Source organism: uncultured Maribacter sp. (genome assembly GCF_963974015.1).
GTDB lineage: Bacteria > Bacteroidota > Bacteroidia > Flavobacteriales > Flavobacteriaceae > Maribacter.
Window position 1 is genome coordinate 930294 of sequence record NZ_CAXBBZ010000001.1, and the last position, 19197, is coordinate 949490.

Below are 19197 nucleotides of genomic sequence, written 5' to 3' on the forward strand. Positions count from 1 at the left end.
TTATTTATATTTCACTAGATTATAAGTCTTCTCTTTTTTGTTATAATAGCCATAAACAAAAAAGTCTTCCATTTTAAAAAAGGTTTCAATTGCTAATTTATTCTTTAAGACCGAATTCTTGAGATATCGGGATCGCATTGACATCTTATCAAATACATTGTTAAGCATATTGGAAGAATTAGAGGGTATATGATTTAACGTGTGGTCTTGTAATAAGCTTTTAAAAAATATGGATTTACTGTTTATATAGGAGTGGAAACTATAGCTAAATGGCATCGTGGTATGAGACATATTTTGTATAGGTGAAAATGACGATGATGAATTAATAATTGAGATGGATGATGTATTTATTATCGACATTATTTTACCTGGTGTCACATTAACGCCACCAATGGTAATATCTAAAATGTCTTCTTTGTTAAATACCTGTATGCCTACATCTGAATTAGATAGTTTTCTTAGTAGTTCATTAGTGTTTGTAATAACTTTTCTATTACTTACCGAGCGTTTGGGAATAAAGAATGTTGGTACATCACTTTGTTCGTAAATAGGGCCATTTTTGAAATCTATAGTGTCATTTTTACTAAAGGAAAAAGTTTTTAATTGCTCTTTGGTTAAAAGATTATTTATTTCAAATAGAAGGGTATCTTTTGATACCCTTAATTGATAAATATTATTATTCAGAATAAATGAATTACTTTTTTTTATAAAATTGGCATCCTTTTTTAGGGAAGTTTTAAGAAATATGGATTCAGAATTATTATCCAATAAGCTTAGTCTAAGAATTTTTGTGCCAGTTAGGCGATGGTCAAATGACAATAAAAGTTGTTTGTCATATGGATAAATTTTTAACTTTTTAGATGAAATTTCTATTGAAAGTGGAATGTTCTCTTGTATTATAGAACAATCCTTATTTGATGTGATAATATTTGATAGAAGGACTTCGTTCTCATTTGAATTGTAAAAGATATACTCGCTTAAATCATAAATAGTACTTGTGCTTCCCTCTTTAGAAAAGGTATATCTTTTAATAATTGAGGTGCCTTTGACATATGTTAACATATGAAACCTTTGTTCATGATTTATAGTTTCAAGAAAACGCTCTTTTTTGTCAAATTGTAATGGGAATTGTTTGGCGTATATTTTTTCATTTTTCTCATTAAGTGACATTAAAAGAAAACCATTGTTCTCATAATTTGAGAAAAACAAATTGATAGTATCATCTTTTTCAATACTAAATCCATGTAGCCTAGGAAAAATGTTTGAAGGTCTGGAATATATTTTTTTGGATTGACCCTTTGTTCTTGTGTTATGAACTAAATGGGTTATTTTATCTTCTGAGGCATAAAAAAAATGAATATTACTTTTAGAATCGGGTATTACCAAAGGTTCTATTTGGTTTGGAAATTTTAATTTAATATCAAAAGAAGATAACGTTTCTTGACCAATTGAATTAGCAATAAGTGTAAGTGCAAATAATATAAATAAATAGATGTTTTTATTCAAGAAAAGTGGTTTTGTATTAATTTTTTTTAGCTAAAGATTAGTTAATACCCAAACCATTCCCTACTCCATCTTCATCAGGATTCACGAATACCAATTTTCCATCGGTATTTTCGGTCATTAAAATCATTCCTTCACTATCTACGCCACGAAGGGCACGAGGTGCTAAATTGATTAATACCGTTACTTTTTTGCCTACAATCTCTTCTGGAGTAAAACTTTCTGCAATACCGGAAACTATAGTGCGTACATCTAAACCGGTATCTACTTTTAAAACTAAAAGCTTTTTGGCCTTAGCCATTTTTTCGGCTTCGATGATGGTACCTACACGCATGTCTAGCTTAGAAAAATCATCAAAGGTAATGGTATCTTTTTGGGGCATTAGTTTTTTATTTTCGTTCGCGTTCGCTTTTTTGGTGGCCTCCAACTTGTCTAATTGTGCCTGAATTTCACTATCCTCGATTTTTCTAAAAAGTAATTCAGCTTGATTGATCTGATGGTCTGCAGGGAGAATTGTTTCGATTGTTGAAACTGATTTCCAACTTAGGCCTTCTACAGCACTCAACTTTATATTGAGAATGTTTTTAAGCTTAGTGGAGGTATATGGCAAAAATGGTTCGCTCAGAACGGCCAAGCCTGTTGCTATTTGTAAAGCAACATTCATGATTGTTTTTACACGCTCTTCATCTACCTTAATTACTTTCCAAGGTTCGGCATCGGCCAAATATTTGTTTCCTAAACGCGCTAGGTTCATTAATTCTTGTCCGGCTTCTCTAAATCGATAGCGCTCTATTGAGCTAGAGATAGTTTCTGGAAACTTGCGAAGTTGCTCAAGGGTTTCTGTATCAACATCAGATAAACTTCCAGCAGCTGGTACTTTTCCGTCATAATACTTATTGGTCAATACAACTACTCGGTTTATGAAATTTCCTAGAATAGCAACCAATTCATTATTATTTCGGGCTTGAAAATCTTTCCAAGTGAAATCGTTATCCTTAGTTTCTGGGGCATTCGCTGTTAACGTATAACGTAACGAATCTTGTAATTCTGGAAAATCAATTAAGTATTCGTGCAACCAAACCGCCCAATTTTTCGAGGTCGATAATTTGTTACCTTCCAAATTTAAAAATTCGTTGGCAGGAACGTTATCAGGTAGAATATAGCTTCCTTCAGCCTTTAACATCGATGGGAAAATGATACAGTGAAAAACGATATTATCCTTTCCTATAAAATGAACCAATTTAGTGTTTTCATCTTTCCAATATGGTTCCCAATCCTTGCCTTCACGTGCGGCCCATTCCTTGGTAGATGAAATGTATCCGATAGGTGCATCAAACCATACATAAAGTACTTTGCCTTCGCCCCCTTCTACAGGTACCGGTATACCCCAATCTAAATCTCTGGTTACCGCTCTTGGTTCTAGACCACCATCGATCCATGACTTACATTGACCGTATACGTTCGGTTTCCAATCGTCTTTATGTCCTTTTAAAATCCAGTCGGTTAAGAACTCCTCATACCTATCTAAAGGCAAAAACCAGTGTTTCGTTTCTTTAGTGGTAGGTATTGTACCTGTTATAGTTGATTTGGGATTTATTAAATCGGTCGCATTTAAGCTAGACCCACAATTTTCACACTGATCGCCGTAAGCTTCTTCATTACCACATTTGGGGCAGGTACCGATTACAAAACGATCTGCTAAAAATTGCTGCGCTTCTTCATCATATAACTGAGCTGTAGTTTCTTCAATAAAATCGCCTTTTTCATAAAGATTTATAAAGAATTCCGATGCCGTTTCATGATGTATAGGTGCAGATGTTCTAGAATAGTTATCGAACGTAATTCCGAAATCTAAGAAAGACTGCTTAATTATTGTGTGGTATTTATCTATAATATCTTTTGGTGTAACACCTTCTTTTTTAGCTTTCATTGAAATGGCAACACCATGTTCATCGCTTCCGCAAACAAAGGCTACATCTTTTCCTATTAAACGAAGATATCGGGCGTAAATATCCGCTGGTACGTAAACACCTGCCAAATGACCAATGTGTATAGGACCATTGGTGTAAGGTAATGCTGCTGTTATGGTATATCGTGTGGGTGATTTAATATCGGACATCAAAATAAATTAAGCTACAAAAATACAGAATTTGATGGGAGAATCACCAAATACTTACCATTTGTAATTAGCACTTAAATAGATTAAATGGTAATATTTTAATTAAAATAGATGATAAACAGTGTGTCTTATCGATTATTTATACGAAGGATTTATAAAAACTGTTTTATTGTAAGAAAATACTTGATTGATTACAAAAATATAAATGATATGAGTGTTGGCAATCCTAAAAATTTAAGATTCGCTGAAGGCTTGCAAAAGATAGAGAAAGCCGTAAAAAATGTAGAAGCCGATTTAAACAATATCGCTTTGGTGCATAAGGATAAGAACCATAGAGTAAAAAAGGAACTGTCTTTTAAAACGAAGAATGACAAATCGAAATCAGCTTAAATAAAAAGACCCTATTCACACATATTGAATAGGGTCTTTTTATAAAAGTGGGAAACAATTTAAGCTACCATCACGGATTTACTCATCTTTTGATTCTGTACACTAATACGATATATGTACTTTCCGGTTGATAGTTGTTCGGGCATGCGCTCTCGTATATTTATTTCGGTAGACCCTTCGAACATCATTTCATTAAAAACAGTGCCGACTCGTTGACCGAGGATATTAAAAAGTTGAATATCTACGTGTGCCGAAAAAGGCAGTTCTAGATAAATATGTGGTGTACTATCCGTTGGATAAAATGGTTTGTGAACAACGGCATTCAACAAATCTGGATTAAAAGGTGTTTCAGCTTCTTCCTCAGGTGCTACAGGTGGCGTAACCTCACCATCGCTATATGCTATTTCTGGGAACGCTTCACCACTACAGCTAAAGCCTAAATCAACGGGTACATAAGGTTTGTAGTTCAATAAATGTGCCTCCACTAAAGGAACATCTACACAAAGCCATTCTGCAAGAACTGTTGCATATAGGTCTCTGAAATCCATCGTATACTCTAAATTTCCACGTCCGTCTGGGTCATCTAATGTTGGGTGGTCGCCAACAAAAGCACTACCATTTAAACCTGAACCAAAGAATAATGTTGGGGATGCTTTGCCATGATCGGTACCGTTAGAACCATTTTCAAAAATACGTCGACCGAATTCTGAAAAAGTCATACTCAATACCTTATCGTCTTGTTGCGTAAATGCTAAATCTTCGTAGAAATTGTTAACTGCAACCGATAAAGTTGTCATTAATCGCGCATGAGCTTGAGGTTGGTTACCATGGGTGTCAAACCCGCCCATTGAAATCATAAATACTTTTGTGCCTAAGTTTCCTTTTATTAATCTGGCTATAAGCGCCAATTGGCGTGCAAAGCCGTTTTCTTGATATTCTACTTGATTTTGTCCTCTTTCATAAGCCTCATGAATGAGTCCTGAGTATTCGTACGTCGTATTGGCAACCCCTCTTAAAAATTTAAGTTGGTCACCATACATGCAATTGTTAAAAAGTGAATCGTCTAAACCATATACAACTCCAGATTCTGCGATTTCCTCCAATTGATCTATGTTCGAGGTTACAAATGCATAATTAGTTTCGTCACCTTGAAAGACCAAACTACCGAATTGACCGATTTGAATGGCTGCAGGGGCTGCTGGTGGGTTTATTAAGTAATCTGGATAAATATTTTCGAAATGTCTACCCATCCATCCAGTATTTAATCCACTAAATCCTGTTGTCTCTATATCGGTATTGGCAAAAATATCAGAACCTGTAAAATGTGAAAGACTTTGCCCTTCATATCCTACACCATGTACAGCCTTAAATTGACCTTCTTGCCACATGGGCGCCAAAGCATTCATATAAGATGGAACACCAAATTCATCGGTAAGTTTTAATACTTTGCTTTCAGGAACATAAATATTTGGTCGTGCATTGGCATAGCTGTCATATTGCTCTAAAGGTATAACGGTACTTAGTCCATCATTACCCCCCGATAGCCTTATTAATATCAGAATATTGTCTGTTTCAGCAGCAGCAATACCTGCTGTTAAGGGTGATGGCGCTGAAGCTGTTAACATGTTTGCGCCGAGCATCATAGACCCAGAACCGGCAATGCCCATTGCTTGTAAAAATGAGCGGCGGCTCCATGTTTTATGTTCGTCATCATGACCTTCATGTTGAAGACCTTTATATGGGGAGTGGTGTGTATTGCACATAACTGTAGGTGTTATTTTAATTGAAACTCAGGTTGTCTAGCTAGATATTGTAATAGGAGATATACTTGAAAAGGAGCTTGTTGCCAAGTACCCAATGTCCAAGATTCTTGGTTACCACCTTCATAGTATACTTCTTCAATATCACTTCTGAATATTGCGAATGCTTTTGCGTATTCAGGTTCATCTAAAAGTCCTTTGGGGAGCATAAAGTCAATGATTAATCTAGCAACAGTATCTGGATTAGTACTTGTTAAACCGGCATTCCCGGAGATATCTAACCCTAATCTTCTAAATTGTTCATTATCGGCCATATAAAAATTTTCCAATATACTTTCAATAGTAAGCCAACGCCCGATCATAAAATTGGTATTGATCCAAGATCTATCACGTTGCCATCCGGCCACATCAAAAGGTTCGAATATTTCTTGGCTCAGCAGAGCACTGTAGTTGACCATTTCGGCAACATTTGTATCTGTGTAGCTGAAATCAGTTTCTTTTAAGGTATTGAAATAAAAATCTATCGGACTTTTAATGATTACACCAATTGCTTCGTCATCAAAGAAATGTTGACTTTTAAACAACTGTCGTAAGACAGGTGCGATTTCGAAGTCATTAGATACGAAGGTTGCTGCCATACCATCAATAATAGTTTGTGCATTATTTGCTTCATCTTTAGAATCTGGGTGCACGAAAAACTCATATAATTTACGACAGATAAATTCTGCTATTTCTGGTGCTCGTTGATCAAAAAGAATGTTGATAACATCATCATAACCCCAATTACCGGTCTGCCCTAGAATAGTTTTGGATCCTGCATCATGTTTAGTGGCATCAAAAGTTACTGGTGAACAGCCTATATCACTGCGTTCAACATAACCACTTAGGGCTCTAGCAGTTTCTATAATATCCTCTTCTGTATATCCATTGCCTTCACCTAGAGTGAAAAGCTCATATAACTCACGGCCATAATTTTCATTAGGATTGTTACCATTGTTGAATACTCCATCCAAATAATATAACATGGCATTGGTCAACCCTATTTCACTTACAAAAGTTTTAAAGTTACCTAGTGAATTTCGCTGTAGACAATTGATGTATTCATATAAATAAGAATTACAATTATAGACCTCTAGTTCTGTTACAAAATGGTTGCTCCAGAAAAAGCTTAGCCGATCTCTTAGATTATTATTTAATAATCCATTCGCATAATCTAATTGAAATTCAGATTTCTGCTGATTCTTCAATTGGTTACGGGCATCGTCATCTTCAGGATAATTGGCATTGGTCCAATTCGCCCATGCTGGTGCTGGTAGTGGTGCCATGTTTAGTGCTTGATCTACTAAATTATCTACTAAAGCTGCAACAGATTGGCTTGTAGCTTGATCAATAGTAGCGACCGAGGCACTGAATCCTAGTCTTCTATATAAATGTGATGCTCTTAATTGGTCTAAATTAGCAGTATACGGAGCAAGAGTAGAAGTATTACAATTAATGAAATATTCCATAATCTTAAAAAAAGGCGTTTGTATTACGGTTCGCAGAGTTGGGGCTCTTAATCTAAACGTTTCGAAATTTGGTATAGTATTTTAAACTATATATTTTCGAAACTCAAAATCTAAATAACGATATTTATTAACAAAAAAGCGTCGAAAGACTGGTATTTTCGATGAATTGCACAATATTGAGGGGTTATTATGGGAAAACATAATGAATTTGGTAAAGAAGGCGAACAAATAGCGATTGACTATCTAATAAAAAAAGGATATACTATTAATTATAAGAACTATAGATACCTACAGGCTGAAATTGATATTATAGCAGCTAAGAAAGGCCTCTTGGCTATAGTTGAAGTGAGGTCTAGAAAATCTGATTATATTGAGAATATAGCAGAAACGGTAACTCCAAAGAAAATCAAGTTGTTGGTGATGGCTGCAAATCATTATGTGACCGATAATGATTTGGATGTTGATGTTCGCTTTGATATTATTACGATTCTTAAGAATAAACGTCGCTTTGAACTAGAGCATTTAGAGTCTGCATTCTATCATTTTTAAGTAATCTACCGGATCAGTAGATTTTATTTAAATACATTTTGTTTTATTTATAACAAGTTGTTATATTTGCATAACAACCAATTAGTACAATGAAAACAATCTCATCAGTCGTAGAAGAGTACATTAAGAAAAAACCATTTCTGCAAAGTGCTCTAGCACAAGGTATCATCAACCTTACATCATTATCAAGAATAGTAAAACCAGAAATTGAACACGAATTAGGTAAAGACATTCGTAATGGCGCCATCGTAATGGCATTAAAAAGATTATCTGATGATCTAGAATTTAGAGCGACCCATAAGATATTAAAGGTTCTAAAGAATATAGGCGAGATTACCGTACGTTCTTCACTTACAGATTATACTTTTCTAGCTTCGGATAAGATATTGGTACATCAAGCCAAGTTGCTTGAAGAAATCAACAATAACCAAGATGTTTTTTATACCTCTAGTCGAGGTGTGAATGAAATAAACATTGTTATTAGTAATGTGATGGACAAGACCGTTGAGCGATTGTTCAAAGATGAAAAATGCACTCAAAAAGCAGAAGAACTCTCATCAATAACGGTGAAATTACCAGCAGAAAACGTTTCTGTTCCAGGTATTTACTACTTCATATTTCAACGTTTAGCTTGGGAAGGAATTGTACTTTACGAAGTTATTTCTACTACAAATGAGTTTACCATTCTTGTGAACGATGAACAAGTTGATATAGCTTTCAAAACTATAAAAGATTTAAAGTCGCTTTAATTTTCTAAAAATTCAACAACTTCTTTATCCGATTCAGGCTTTGCGATAAAGCGTTTTTCGCTATCTAAAATAAAATAAGTGGGAGTGCTTTGAATACCAAAAGTTTTGGCATAATCACTTTCCCATCTTCCAAGAGCGATGGCGTGGCTAAAATCGGGTAGGGTAGCAGATACCTTTTTCCAATTTAGTTCGTCATCTTCTAATCCTATGGCTAGTACTTTTAAAGAATCAAAACCCTTTAACTCTTTATGTAATATTGGTAGTTCTTTAAGACAATGTGAACAAGTACTGCTCCAAAATACCAATAAGTAGTTTTCTGCTTTTTCCATAGTAGAAAGAGCATATTTTTTTCCATTTGTTTCCCAAGTAATCTCGGGTGATTTCACTCCTGTTCTAAGTCTCGAAGCAGATTCAATATCATCAACGATTTTTTGATTTCCATTGGTAATAGCTAATTTTTTTAAATGATTTGTGAACGTATAATCTTGCACAGAACCCATAGTATTTGCTTCGGCTATTTCCCAAATTTGATGCAAGGCCTTTGTTTGAAAGTTTATAGGAGTGTTCTTAATAATGTCAGCAACAGCTTTTACATTTTTAATTACTTCTATTTCTACTGCATCTTGGGTTGCAATATCTGTTGGTATGGCAGAGAAAATATAACTGGCAATCTTATCGGTGAGAAAATTAGAGCCTTGTAGAATTGGGTCGTTTAGATTTACATTATCAAAATGGTGTTCCTTCTTATGTTTTAGAAATGTTTCTAAATCTTCATAATCTTCGGGAAGATAAGACCTATTCGCCTTTATGAATTTATGGGCTATAGTATTGGCATGGTTTTCCTCGTAGGACTTTTGAATGGTTTTTAACTCTTTAATAATATCAGAATAATCCCTCTTCGATTCATTTCCTTTTTCATAATAATCCATTAGCCTGTCTTGGGCTATTTTGATTTTAGAAAAATATTCATTGAACCACTTATTCTCTATTGAATTAGTAATTGTTAATCCGTCTTGAATGTTATAATTGAATTTTACCTCCTCCTTTTTATCATAGATAACATCAATATAAAATTCATTTTGTGGTACGGCATACACCAATCTATACATTCCGGGTTGTGCATTAATAGGCATTTCTAAGCTAAAAGAACCGTCTTTTACTGCTGTGTCTGCGGTGTATCGTTCACCACCTGGGGTCAATTCATAGGCTATTAACCATTTGAAATCTTTTGCAGGAGAGAAATTACCAGAAATAGAACCTTGAGCGTTTAACCCAATTGAAATAAATAAGATGCAGTAAATAATAAAAACTTTCATAGAAAAGGAAAAACAATTATCGGACCAGAATTTCTTAAAAACAATTATATTTTGATGTGCTAAAGGTCTTGTTTAATAACTTTTAGTTGATAATGAGCTACAATGGTTAATCGGCTAAGTTAATCGATTGGTACTTGAATTCTTTTATGATAACTCTCTGCCAATTTCCATGTGGCCAAGAGCTTCTGTTATTTTAATGATTTCTTTTTCATGAACAAAGCCATCGGATATGGCAACTTCATCTAAAAGTTGGGCCAATATTTTCTTCTTGCCCAAAGACATTAGACTTAAAGTTTTAAAAGCTTTGTCTTTATTTAAATTTCTCGCCTGCCCAATAAAAAAGCTATCAAAACTAAATCGTACCATTAATTGAGTAAGTAAATTCATTTCAGCAGGATCTACTTTACTGTCGGCTAATATTACATAATCTACCATTTTAACTACAGCTAATTTTTCCTCTCTTGTAAATTCCATACTGCTATTCTGTTTCTTCCCCTAAACCAATGTTAATGAATGTATCTATGATTAAGGCCATTTCTTTTTTGTGAACCGACCCGTCAGATATGGCTACCTCGTCTAAAATTTTCACCAAAGCTTTCTTTTGCTCATGACTTATGTTATAAAGGGTAACAAGAGCATTATCGTAATCTAGCTTTTTAGTTCGTTCTAAAAACGCATCATCAAAACCTAATGTTTTTTTAAGTTCATTTAGTATTTCTAATTCTGCGGGGTGAACTTTACCGTCTGCCTGTATAACCTCGTATATCATCTTTACAAAGGCTGCTTTTACAAACTCTTCAAACTTCATGTTTTATTTTTAGAGTAGAAAGATAAGCAAAACCCCAGAAATTTTGAATGTACTTTATTAACGAGTTTTAGAAGTTTATTAAAACTTATAAGGGGATAGAACTTTGTATTATTTTCCAAACGAATATGGGCCGTATACAGCATCTCTAAACTGTTTATGAAGACCTATTTGGTCATAAGGGAAAAGCTGTACAAAAAGAATGGCGGTTAAGTTGTTAACTGGATCTACCCAAAATAAAGTAGATGCAGCTCCATCCCAGTAAAATTCACCCACTACGCCATTATTTTCTTCAGGTGTTTTTGGTGGTGCTACCCGTACGGCAAAGTCGATACCGAAACCAACTTGGCCTTTAGTAGGTAACCAAGAACGTTCGGTAACACTATCTGCCAATTGATTTGTTGCCATAAGTTGAATAGTTTCTGGTTTTAAAATTTTAACGGAATCTAAACTACCTTCATGAACTAGCATTTGGGCGAAACGCATATAATTGTCTAAAGTTGAGGTAAGACCAGAACCACCTCGGGTAAGTGGCCAATGTTCAGTATAATTACTGTAGGTTATAGAATCTTGAACTAATTCACCTTCACCTTTTCTTATATATAGTTTTGCAAAACGGTCTCTATCTTCACTAGGGATATAATATCTGGTTTCACTCATTTCTAGTGGGTCTAAAATATTTTTTCTGACATATTCCCCATAAGGTATGCCTGCTATACGTTCTACCAATAATGCTTGTACATCAACACATGGGCCATATTCCCATTGTGTACCTGGCTGAAACCATAATGGAACTTTTCCCATTTTTTCACCCATTTGGGTTAGGGTATTTTCGCGATTCATTGCATCAGCTTTTATCATAAGTTCACTCAGTCCGGGAATGTCTGCTCTGTTAGGAAAACCTGCGGTATGCCTAGTAATATCTCTTATACTCACTTCTCTTTTAAGTGGTTCGGTCATCACATTTCCGTTTGAATCTACACCTGTGTAAACAGTCATATTTGAAAATTCTGGAAGGTATTTTGAGATTGGATCGTCCAACTTAAACTTACCTTGTTCGTAAAGGGTCATTAATGCTGTACCCGTAATAGGTTTGGTCATGGAATAAATTTGAACAATTGTATTCCGGTCCATTGGTTTTTTTGCATTTAGGTCTGCATAGCCAAAGGCATTGTAATATACTTCTTGACCTTCTTCAAAAATAAGTGCTGATAAGCCCGCAATATTTTTAGCATCTACAAAATTTTGAAGTACTGAATCTATTCTTGCCTTCGCCGAAGGAGTTATGATTACTGGCTCTGCACCCACCATTTCTTTTGGAGATTCTTTACAGGCAGATATAAATAAGAACAGTATAAAAAGGAAGGATAGTTTTTTCATTTTAGATTGTTGAATGAGTGTTTTCTAAAAGTACTAAAAATTATAAGGTGATTGCAATTTGATTACTTTGCCAATGAGAGAACTTGCTCCCATATTTTAGCACTAATTTGCATACCTTCTTTATTATTTTTTTCCCTAGTGGCTAAAGTACGTTCACCAGGATAAAATGTAGAACCTCCCTTTTTCATAGGATGAACATCATGAGTATATTGTATGATTTCATTCACTAGTTTTTCCTGTAATTCACTATCTGTGAAAAAACTTGGGTCTATACATAAAAACACTTGTGAAACAGCAGTTTCAGAACCTTTTTGACCAATTTTATAGGTAGAATTTCCAGCGGATAACAAGGTAGCCAACATATCTAAAACCATAGACAGTGCAGAGCCTTTCCAATACCCAATAGGTAGTGCACGCCCGGAAGCCATAATATCTTTAGGGTTTTTACTTAGTTGATCATTAGTGTCCCAGCCACCATGAAATGGTAATTGTTCACCTTTTAAATGCAGGTTCTCCATTTTGCCAAATGAAAATTGCGAGAGTGCCATATCTAAAACTATGTGACCTTCTTTTCTAGGTATAGAAATAACCAAAGGATTATTTCCTATTCTATTTTCTTTGCCTCCCCAAGCTGGCATATTGGGTGTGGTATTGGTAAACATAATTGAAATACAGCCTTGTTCAGATGCTCGCCATCCATAAGTTCCACCACGCATCCAGTGATTTGTATTGCGTAGTGCTACCATACCCATGCCATGTTCTTTTGCTAATAAAATCGACCTGTCAGTACAGGAGATAGCATTCAAAATACCTGAGCCAAGGTTACCGTCCCATCTTTCAATACTTCCCATTGATGCTATTAGTGTTGGGATGGAATCTATTTTTACCAGACCTTTATTAACATAATCTAAAAATATAGGCACTCTGTTAATACCGTGTGAATCAACACCGTCTAATGAACTTTCGGTATGTGTATTCGCCAATATTTCGGCCTGTTCTTTTGAGAAAGAATATTTGTGGAATGCAGATTCTAAAACCCTTCTCATTTCATGAGATGAAATTTTTACTTCGCTCAACGTACGTATTATTTAAAATTAGTTTCTTTCGTTAAGATACAATAGTTAAGAATTTTTTTGAAATTACATAATTCTTTTTAGCGCCAAGTGCAAAATGAAAAGATTGAGGTATTAGATTAGTTAGTTGTTATTGCGACTCCTCTTGTAAAACAACTCCATCAGAAAACAAGCGATTATTATAGATAAAGAAACGATGACGCCTGTTCTGTTCGTAGCATATTGTTGAACGATAAGTATTGAAGAAGCAAGTAGGCAAAGTACAAAGCCAGTTAAAGTAATGATTTTTTTTGCTTTTATTTTTGCCGATAATTTATACGCACTAAAATTTACTACGGCGAAAATAAGTAGAAAACCAACGCTTCCAGAAGTTGAAATACTTTCTAAATCCAACATGTTTACCAATAGTAAGGTAAATACGGCAGTTATCATCAATCCGACTGGCTGGTTCCATAACTGACTCGTTAATTCGTGAGGTAATTCATCATCTTCTGCAATTTCATAACTAACTCTACTGCCGCCATAAAGAGATGCGTTAATGGCTGAAAATGTTGAAATCAATGCAGCTATGGTCATTATAGTAAAACCTATTTCGCCTAACATTGGTTTTGCGGCTTCTGCCAATACATAGTCTTGAGCATTGGCGATTTTTTCAAAAGGTAAAGAACCTATGGTAACAATAGTTATAACGATGTAGAGTAGAATAACAAATATCACCGACCAATAATATGCCCTTGGGATATTTTTTTTAGGGTCTTTAATATCTGAAGCAGAATTAGCAATAAGTTCAAAACCCTCATATGCAACAAAAATAACCATGCCTCCTGTAAAAAGGTCTAGCGGACTTTCCCAATGTGTGAAGTTGAACTGCTCTAAATTAGGATTACCAATTAGGCCGTAGATTCCTATACCGATAAACCCAATAAGTATAATAAGTTTTATAAAAACGGCATAAGACTCGATCTTGCTTACAACATTTATACTATAGTAATTTATACCAGTGGCCAATAGTATTATTCCGCTAGCATATATGTGCGAATCTAAAGCAGTGTTGTTCGTAACAGAATAAAGATTTGGAGCGTAAGACCCAAAAGCAGATGCATAAAGCCCAAGCATTATTATATAACTGACCCAAAGTAGATTATTAAGTCCGCCACTAAAAACGTTTATTCCTAAACCTTGATTTATGAATTTTACAGTTCCCCCTCTATCAGGGTAAACCAGAGAAAGTTTTACATAACTATATGATGTGATAAGTGCGAGAATACCTGCAACAAGAAAAGCGATTGGTGTGCCACCATGGGCTAGTGAAACGGCTAATCCTAAAACAGCAAAGATACCACCGCCCACCATGCCACCGATGCCGATGGACATTGCTTCTTTAAGGCCAATATTACCACTCATTTTTTTGTTAATTCTTATGCACTTTCGCAATACCGATAGATTTATAAATATGATTTATAACATCGTTTTCCTTATCATGAAAGAAACCATCAGATAGCGCAACATCTTCTAAAATTTTCACAAGCCTATCTTTTTTTTCTTGTGGCATTCCTTTAAGAATCACAATACTTTGCTCGGTATCAATCGTTCGGGCTTGAATTAAAAAATTACTGTCAAAATCAATGATTTCCATCAATTTGCTCAATGCATTGATTTCGCCGTTATGAACTTCACCATCTGCCACGATTACAGAATCTATTACATTGACCATTGCCAATTTTTCAGATATATCAAATTTCATTTTAAACAATTTGTTTTTCTTTTATTTCGAATGGCTTCAACGCCAAGTATGCCCTATCTACGGATCGTATGTTTTCAAAAACCAATAATAAACGTAATCCGTTTCGGGTCTGTTTCTCTTTTATTTTACACTGCTGTGCGTGCGCTTGAACATATTGTAAAACCCTTGTAAAGTTAGGTGTCTGATAAAAGGCTGACTGTTGGTCGCTAATGAAATAACCAATCATTTTGCCTTGTTTCATGACTATTTTCTCCAAACCAATACTATTTGCGATCCACTTTATACGAACAGAATTTAATAAGTCTGCTGCTTGATCTGGTAATTCACCAAAACGATCTACTAATTGTGCTTCGAATTTTTGAAGAGCAATTTCATCCTTAACTTGATTTAAATCAGTGTATAAGGTAAGTCTTTCAGTTATATTGTTAATATAATCGTCTGGGAAGAGTAATTCAAAATCTGAATCGATTTGCGTTTCCTTGACAAAAATTTTCTCATGCGGACCTTCAACCTCGTCATACAAGTCTTTAAACTCATTTTCTTTCAGTTCGTCAATAGCTTCTGCTAATATTTTTTGATAGGTTTCAAAACCTATTTCGTTGATGAAACCACTTTGTTCACCTCCTAATAAATCTCCTGCACCCCTTATTTCCAAATCTTTCATAGCAATATTAAAACCACTTCCTAATTCGGTAAATTGCTCTAGAGCTTCAATTCGTTTACGGGCATCGTTTGTCATTACTTCGTAAGGCGGAGTTATGAAATAACAAAATGCTTTTTTATTGCCACGGCCAACACGACCTCTCATTTGATGTAGGTCGCTTAAACCAAAATTATTGGCATTGTTGATGAATATGGTATTTGCATTGGTAACGTCTAAACCACTTTCTACAATGGTCGTAGAAACTAGAACATCGAATTCGCTATTCATAAAACCTAGCATAAGGGCTTCTAATTTCTTTCCTTCCATTTGCCCGTGACCAACAGCTACTTTTGCATCGGGTACCAAACGCTGAATCATACCAGCTACTTCCTTGATATTTTCAATGCGATTATGGATAAAGAAAATTTGCCCGCCTCGTTCAATTTCATAACTAATGGCATCTCGAATTATTTCTTCATTGAACCGCACAACTTGACTTTCAATAGGATATCTATTCGGTGGGGCAGTCGTAATGGTAGAAAGGTCACGAGCAGCCATTAAGCTAAACTGAAGTGTACGAGGAATTGGTGTTGCGGTTAAGGTGAGTACATCAACATTCTCCTTGATGGATTTAAGTTTATCCTTTACGGCAACACCGAATTTTTGTTCTTCATCAACTATCAATAGACCAAGATCCTTGAATTTTACATTCTTGTTCACCAACTGATGTGTACCAATAATGATATCGACCTTACCGGCAGCTAGTCTTTCTATAGTATCTTTTTTCTCTTTTGCCGTACGAAATCTGTTCAAGTAATCTACCGTTACTGGCATGTCTTTTAAACGTTCCGTAAAAGTACGGTGATGTTGAAATGCTAAAATTGTGGTCGGTACTAAAACCGCTACCTGCTTGCCGTTATCAACGGCTTTAAAAGCGGCTCGAATGGCAACTTCGGTTTTTCCAAATCCTACATCTCCACATATTAAACGATCCATAGGTCGCTCACTTTCCATGTCCCGTTTTACATCTTCGGTAGCCGTACTTTGGTCTGGTGTATCTTCATAAATAAAAGAGGCTTCTAGTTCGTTCTGTAGGTAACTATCCGGGTTGTATTGAAATCCTTTTTCCAGTCTTCGTTTTGCATAAACCTTTATAAGGTTAAAGGCAATTTTCTTGACTCGACTCTTCGTCTTGTCCTTAATTTTCTTCCAAGCACCAGAGCCTAATTTGTAAATCTTTGGTGGTGTACCATCCTTACCATTGAATTTCGAAATTTTATGTAATGAATGTATGCTTACATATAAAATATCACGCTCGCCATACATCAGTTTTATGGCTTCTTGTTTTTTGCCTTCTACATCTATTTTTTGAAGTCCACCGAACTTACCTATACCATGGTCAATGTGAGTAACATAATCACCTATTTCAAGTTTGTTCAGTTCTTTTAATGTAATGGCTTGCTTTTTTGCATAACTGTTTTTTACATGAAACTTATGATATCGTTCAAAAATTTGATGGTCGGTATAGCAAACTAATTTTTGGTCGTCATCGACAAAACCTTGAAATAATGGAAATACAATAATGTGATAATGGACCTGCTCGTTTACTTCTTCAAAAATGTCATGAAATCGTTTTGCCTGCTGTTCGCTGGCGCAAAAAATATAATTGGTATACCCTTGTTCACGGTAACCGTTAAGATTTTCGATGAGCAAGTCGAACTTCTTGTTGAATGAAGGTTGAGGTTTAATATGAAATTCTATCAGAGATTCAGAGTTGCGTTTAGAATTTTGGGTTAAAAGGGTGAAATCTGAAAGGTGCTTTCTAAATTCTGTACCACCCATAAACAATTCTTCTGGCTCTGCATGTTTAATATCTCTCGAGAGTTTGGTGAAAGCTTCTTTTGCCTTTTCAAAGAAATCATCTAAACGGTCATATAGCAAGTCAGTATTTTTTGCAAAAACCAATGTTTTTGATGCAACATAGGTTAAAAAGCTCTGCCTTTTCTCCGTTAAAAATTTGTTGGCCATATTCGGCACAATAGTTATTGACTTTACCTTTTCTTTAGAAAGTTGTGTTTCAACATCGAAGGTTCGAATACTATCTATTTCATCACCAAAAAACTCAATACGATATGGTTCATCGTGAGAAAACGAATACACGTCAACAATACCGCCCCGTACCGAAAATTCGCCGGGTTCGGTTACAAAATCGACCCGCTTAAATTTATATTCGAATAAGATTTCATTTAAAAAATCTAAGGAGAGCGTATCTCCTAATTTCATTTTTAAGGTGTTCTTATCAAGCTCTTTACGCGTTACCACTTTTTCAAAAAGCGCATCGGGGTACGTAACAATAACCGCCGGTTTTTTTCTAGAATTTATTCTATTTAATACCTCGGCACGTAAAAGAACATTGGCATTATCGGTTTCTTCAATTTGATAGGGTCTCCTATAACTACCTGGGTAAAAAAGAACATCATCTTCGCCAATAAGGCGCTCTAAATCATTTAAGTAATAAGCGGCTTCTTCCTTGTCATTGAATATGGCTAGAAAAGGACGTTCTGAATCTTTAAAAACATTTGCTAAAACAAAGGATAGAGATGAACCTACAAGCCCTTTTAATTGAATGTTTTTTATTCCCGAATTTTCAGAATCGGCAATAGTTTTCTGCAGTTTCCCTAGTTGGGGAGACTGATTGTACTGTTGTTGGATAGAGGAATGACTCAACAATTTAAAATTTGTGCAAATATAAGAATACCTAAGGAACGATTTGGGCGTAATTTTTAGTATACTATTTTGAGGTTTGGGTATGAATTTTAAATGATATAAAAACGATTATAATACAAACAATTGTTTAGGGGAGACTATTAAAACGTTCTTGGAATTTTTTAATCGGATTTGTTCTCCTGTTTTTAAATGCATGTACGGTAATAGCTATAAAAAGAATGATACTTCCAATCAAAGCTGTGTTTGCGATAGAATTATAATAGCCTTCATGTCTAATATATATAGCGAATAAAGCCCATATGCCAACTAAAGCGAATTCGCGCATATTCCTTTTCCAAATCATTAATAAATTAAGGGTTATAGCCACCACAATCATACTAATTGTCCAGGCCTGTTCAGAAAATAAACCGCCATTCCAGTTAAGTTTGCTTAAATATGCTGAAATATTAGCGATGGTGGCGACAGAAATCCATCCACTATAAAGGCAAATTGGCCACCAAACAAATGCAATGGTAGTAATGGGAGCATCCCAGCGCTCCATGTTCGTGTTCAATATTATTTTTATAAGTGAGATGAGAATACCGAACATGATAAGTACCGAAAGGCCTGTGTAGTCATAAACGAAGGCAAATACCCAACAACAATTTAAAATATTGGCAAGAATGAACCAGTATCCTGTTTGTTCAATGAATATGCTTTCTTTTTTACTGAAAAAAGCTCTTCGAACCTGAAAAATGCCATAGGCCAATAATGCTAGAAATATGATTCCCCAAATGGCAAAGGCATAGCTAGCGGGCGTAAACAGGTTGACATACCTTGAGCTAATTTCGCCAATTGTTGTGCCGTTAAACTGCATTATCTGAGAAATATAGTTTACGGCAATGACTAAAATAACAGATGCCAAATTAAGAACGGATAGTATCTTTTTCAT

General features: G+C 35.1%; 16 protein-coding genes. 3 read left to right on the top strand and 13 right to left on the bottom strand.

Features of this window, described 5'->3' with window-relative positions:
- Both AACZ41_RS04070 and metG read right to left on the bottom strand, forming a co-directional pair.
- Complete coding sequence (locus AACZ41_RS04070; RefSeq protein WP_339626795.1) at nucleotides 1–1506, bottom strand: hypothetical protein; 1506 nt, start codon at nucleotides 1504–1506, stop codon at nucleotides 1–3.
- Between the two features lie 37 nt (nucleotides 1507–1543).
- A complete protein-coding gene (gene metG / locus AACZ41_RS04075) occupies nucleotides 1544–3622 on the bottom strand; it encodes a methionine--tRNA ligase (protein WP_339626797.1) in 2079 nt (692 codons plus the stop codon).
- 210 nt (nucleotides 3623–3832) lie between these two features.
- Between metG and AACZ41_RS04080 the strand changes: the two genes are divergently transcribed.
- Nucleotides 3833–4012, top strand: a complete 180-nt coding sequence (locus AACZ41_RS04080) for a hypothetical protein (protein WP_339626799.1) — start codon at nucleotides 3833–3835, stop codon at nucleotides 4010–4012.
- 59 nt (nucleotides 4013–4071) lie between these two features.
- Here the strand turns inward: AACZ41_RS04080 and AACZ41_RS04085 are convergent, their stop codons facing one another.
- Together AACZ41_RS04085 and AACZ41_RS04090 are read right to left on the bottom strand one after the other, a co-directional pair.
- The gene (locus tag AACZ41_RS04085) at nucleotides 4072–5775 is read right to left on the bottom strand and encodes a DUF1501 domain-containing protein (RefSeq protein ID WP_339626801.1); all 1704 of its coding nucleotides are present in this window, start codon (nucleotides 5773–5775) and stop codon (nucleotides 4072–4074) included.
- 11 nt (nucleotides 5776–5786) lie between these two features.
- On the bottom strand, nucleotides 5787–7280 hold the full coding sequence (locus AACZ41_RS04090; RefSeq protein ID WP_339626803.1) for a DUF1800 domain-containing protein: 1494 nt from the start codon (nucleotides 7278–7280) through the stop codon (nucleotides 5787–5789).
- A gap of 189 nt (nucleotides 7281–7469) precedes the next feature.
- Between AACZ41_RS04090 and AACZ41_RS04095 the strand changes: the two genes are divergently transcribed.
- Complete coding sequence (locus tag AACZ41_RS04095) at nucleotides 7470–7829, top strand: YraN family protein (RefSeq protein ID WP_339626805.1); 360 nt, start codon at nucleotides 7470–7472, stop codon at nucleotides 7827–7829.
- Between the two features lie 89 nt (nucleotides 7830–7918).
- Nucleotides 7919–8578 (top strand): aspartate kinase, encoded by a 660-nt coding sequence (locus AACZ41_RS04100; protein WP_091624014.1) that lies wholly within the window; start codon nucleotides 7919–7921, stop codon nucleotides 8576–8578.
- Here the strand turns inward: AACZ41_RS04100 and AACZ41_RS04105 are convergent.
- From AACZ41_RS04105 to AACZ41_RS04145, 9 genes are all read right to left on the bottom strand, one after another.
- Nucleotides 8575–9894, bottom strand: a complete 1320-nt coding sequence (locus tag AACZ41_RS04105; protein WP_339626810.1) for a TlpA disulfide reductase family protein — start codon at nucleotides 9892–9894, stop codon at nucleotides 8575–8577. The genes AACZ41_RS04100 and AACZ41_RS04105 overlap by 4 nt on opposite strands.
- A 144-nt stretch (nucleotides 9895–10038) precedes the next feature.
- Nucleotides 10039–10368, bottom strand: coding sequence for a hypothetical protein (locus AACZ41_RS04110; RefSeq protein ID WP_339626813.1), 330 nt, complete (start codon nucleotides 10366–10368; stop codon nucleotides 10039–10041).
- A gap of 4 nt (nucleotides 10369–10372) precedes the next feature.
- Nucleotides 10373–10702 carry a TerB family tellurite resistance protein gene (locus tag AACZ41_RS04115; protein ID WP_339626815.1) on the bottom strand — a complete coding sequence of 110 codons (330 nt, stop codon included), beginning with the start codon at nucleotides 10700–10702 and terminating at the stop codon, nucleotides 10373–10375.
- 108 nt (nucleotides 10703–10810) lie between these two features.
- Nucleotides 10811–12079, bottom strand: a complete 1269-nt coding sequence (locus tag AACZ41_RS04120) for a serine hydrolase domain-containing protein (RefSeq protein ID WP_339626817.1) — start codon at nucleotides 12077–12079, stop codon at nucleotides 10811–10813.
- A 62-nt stretch (nucleotides 12080–12141) separates the two neighbouring features.
- On the bottom strand, nucleotides 12142–13155 hold the full coding sequence (yiaK, locus tag AACZ41_RS04125; protein ID WP_339626819.1) for a 3-dehydro-L-gulonate 2-dehydrogenase: 1014 nt from the start codon (nucleotides 13153–13155) through the stop codon (nucleotides 12142–12144).
- A 120-nt stretch (nucleotides 13156–13275) separates the two neighbouring features.
- Nucleotides 13276–14556, bottom strand: a complete 1281-nt coding sequence (locus AACZ41_RS04130) for an APC family permease (RefSeq protein ID WP_339626821.1) — start codon at nucleotides 14554–14556, stop codon at nucleotides 13276–13278.
- Between the two features lie 7 nt (nucleotides 14557–14563).
- On the bottom strand, nucleotides 14564–14896 hold the full coding sequence (locus AACZ41_RS04135; protein ID WP_339626823.1) for a TerB family tellurite resistance protein: 333 nt from the start codon (nucleotides 14894–14896) through the stop codon (nucleotides 14564–14566).
- Between the two features lies 1 nt (nucleotide 14897).
- Nucleotides 14898–18266, bottom strand: a complete 3369-nt coding sequence (gene mfd, locus AACZ41_RS04140) for a transcription-repair coupling factor (RefSeq protein WP_339626825.1) — start codon at nucleotides 18264–18266, stop codon at nucleotides 14898–14900.
- Between the two features lie 127 nt (nucleotides 18267–18393).
- A complete protein-coding gene (locus AACZ41_RS04145) occupies nucleotides 18394–19197 on the bottom strand; it encodes a tryptophan-rich sensory protein (protein WP_339626827.1) in 804 nt (267 codons plus the stop codon).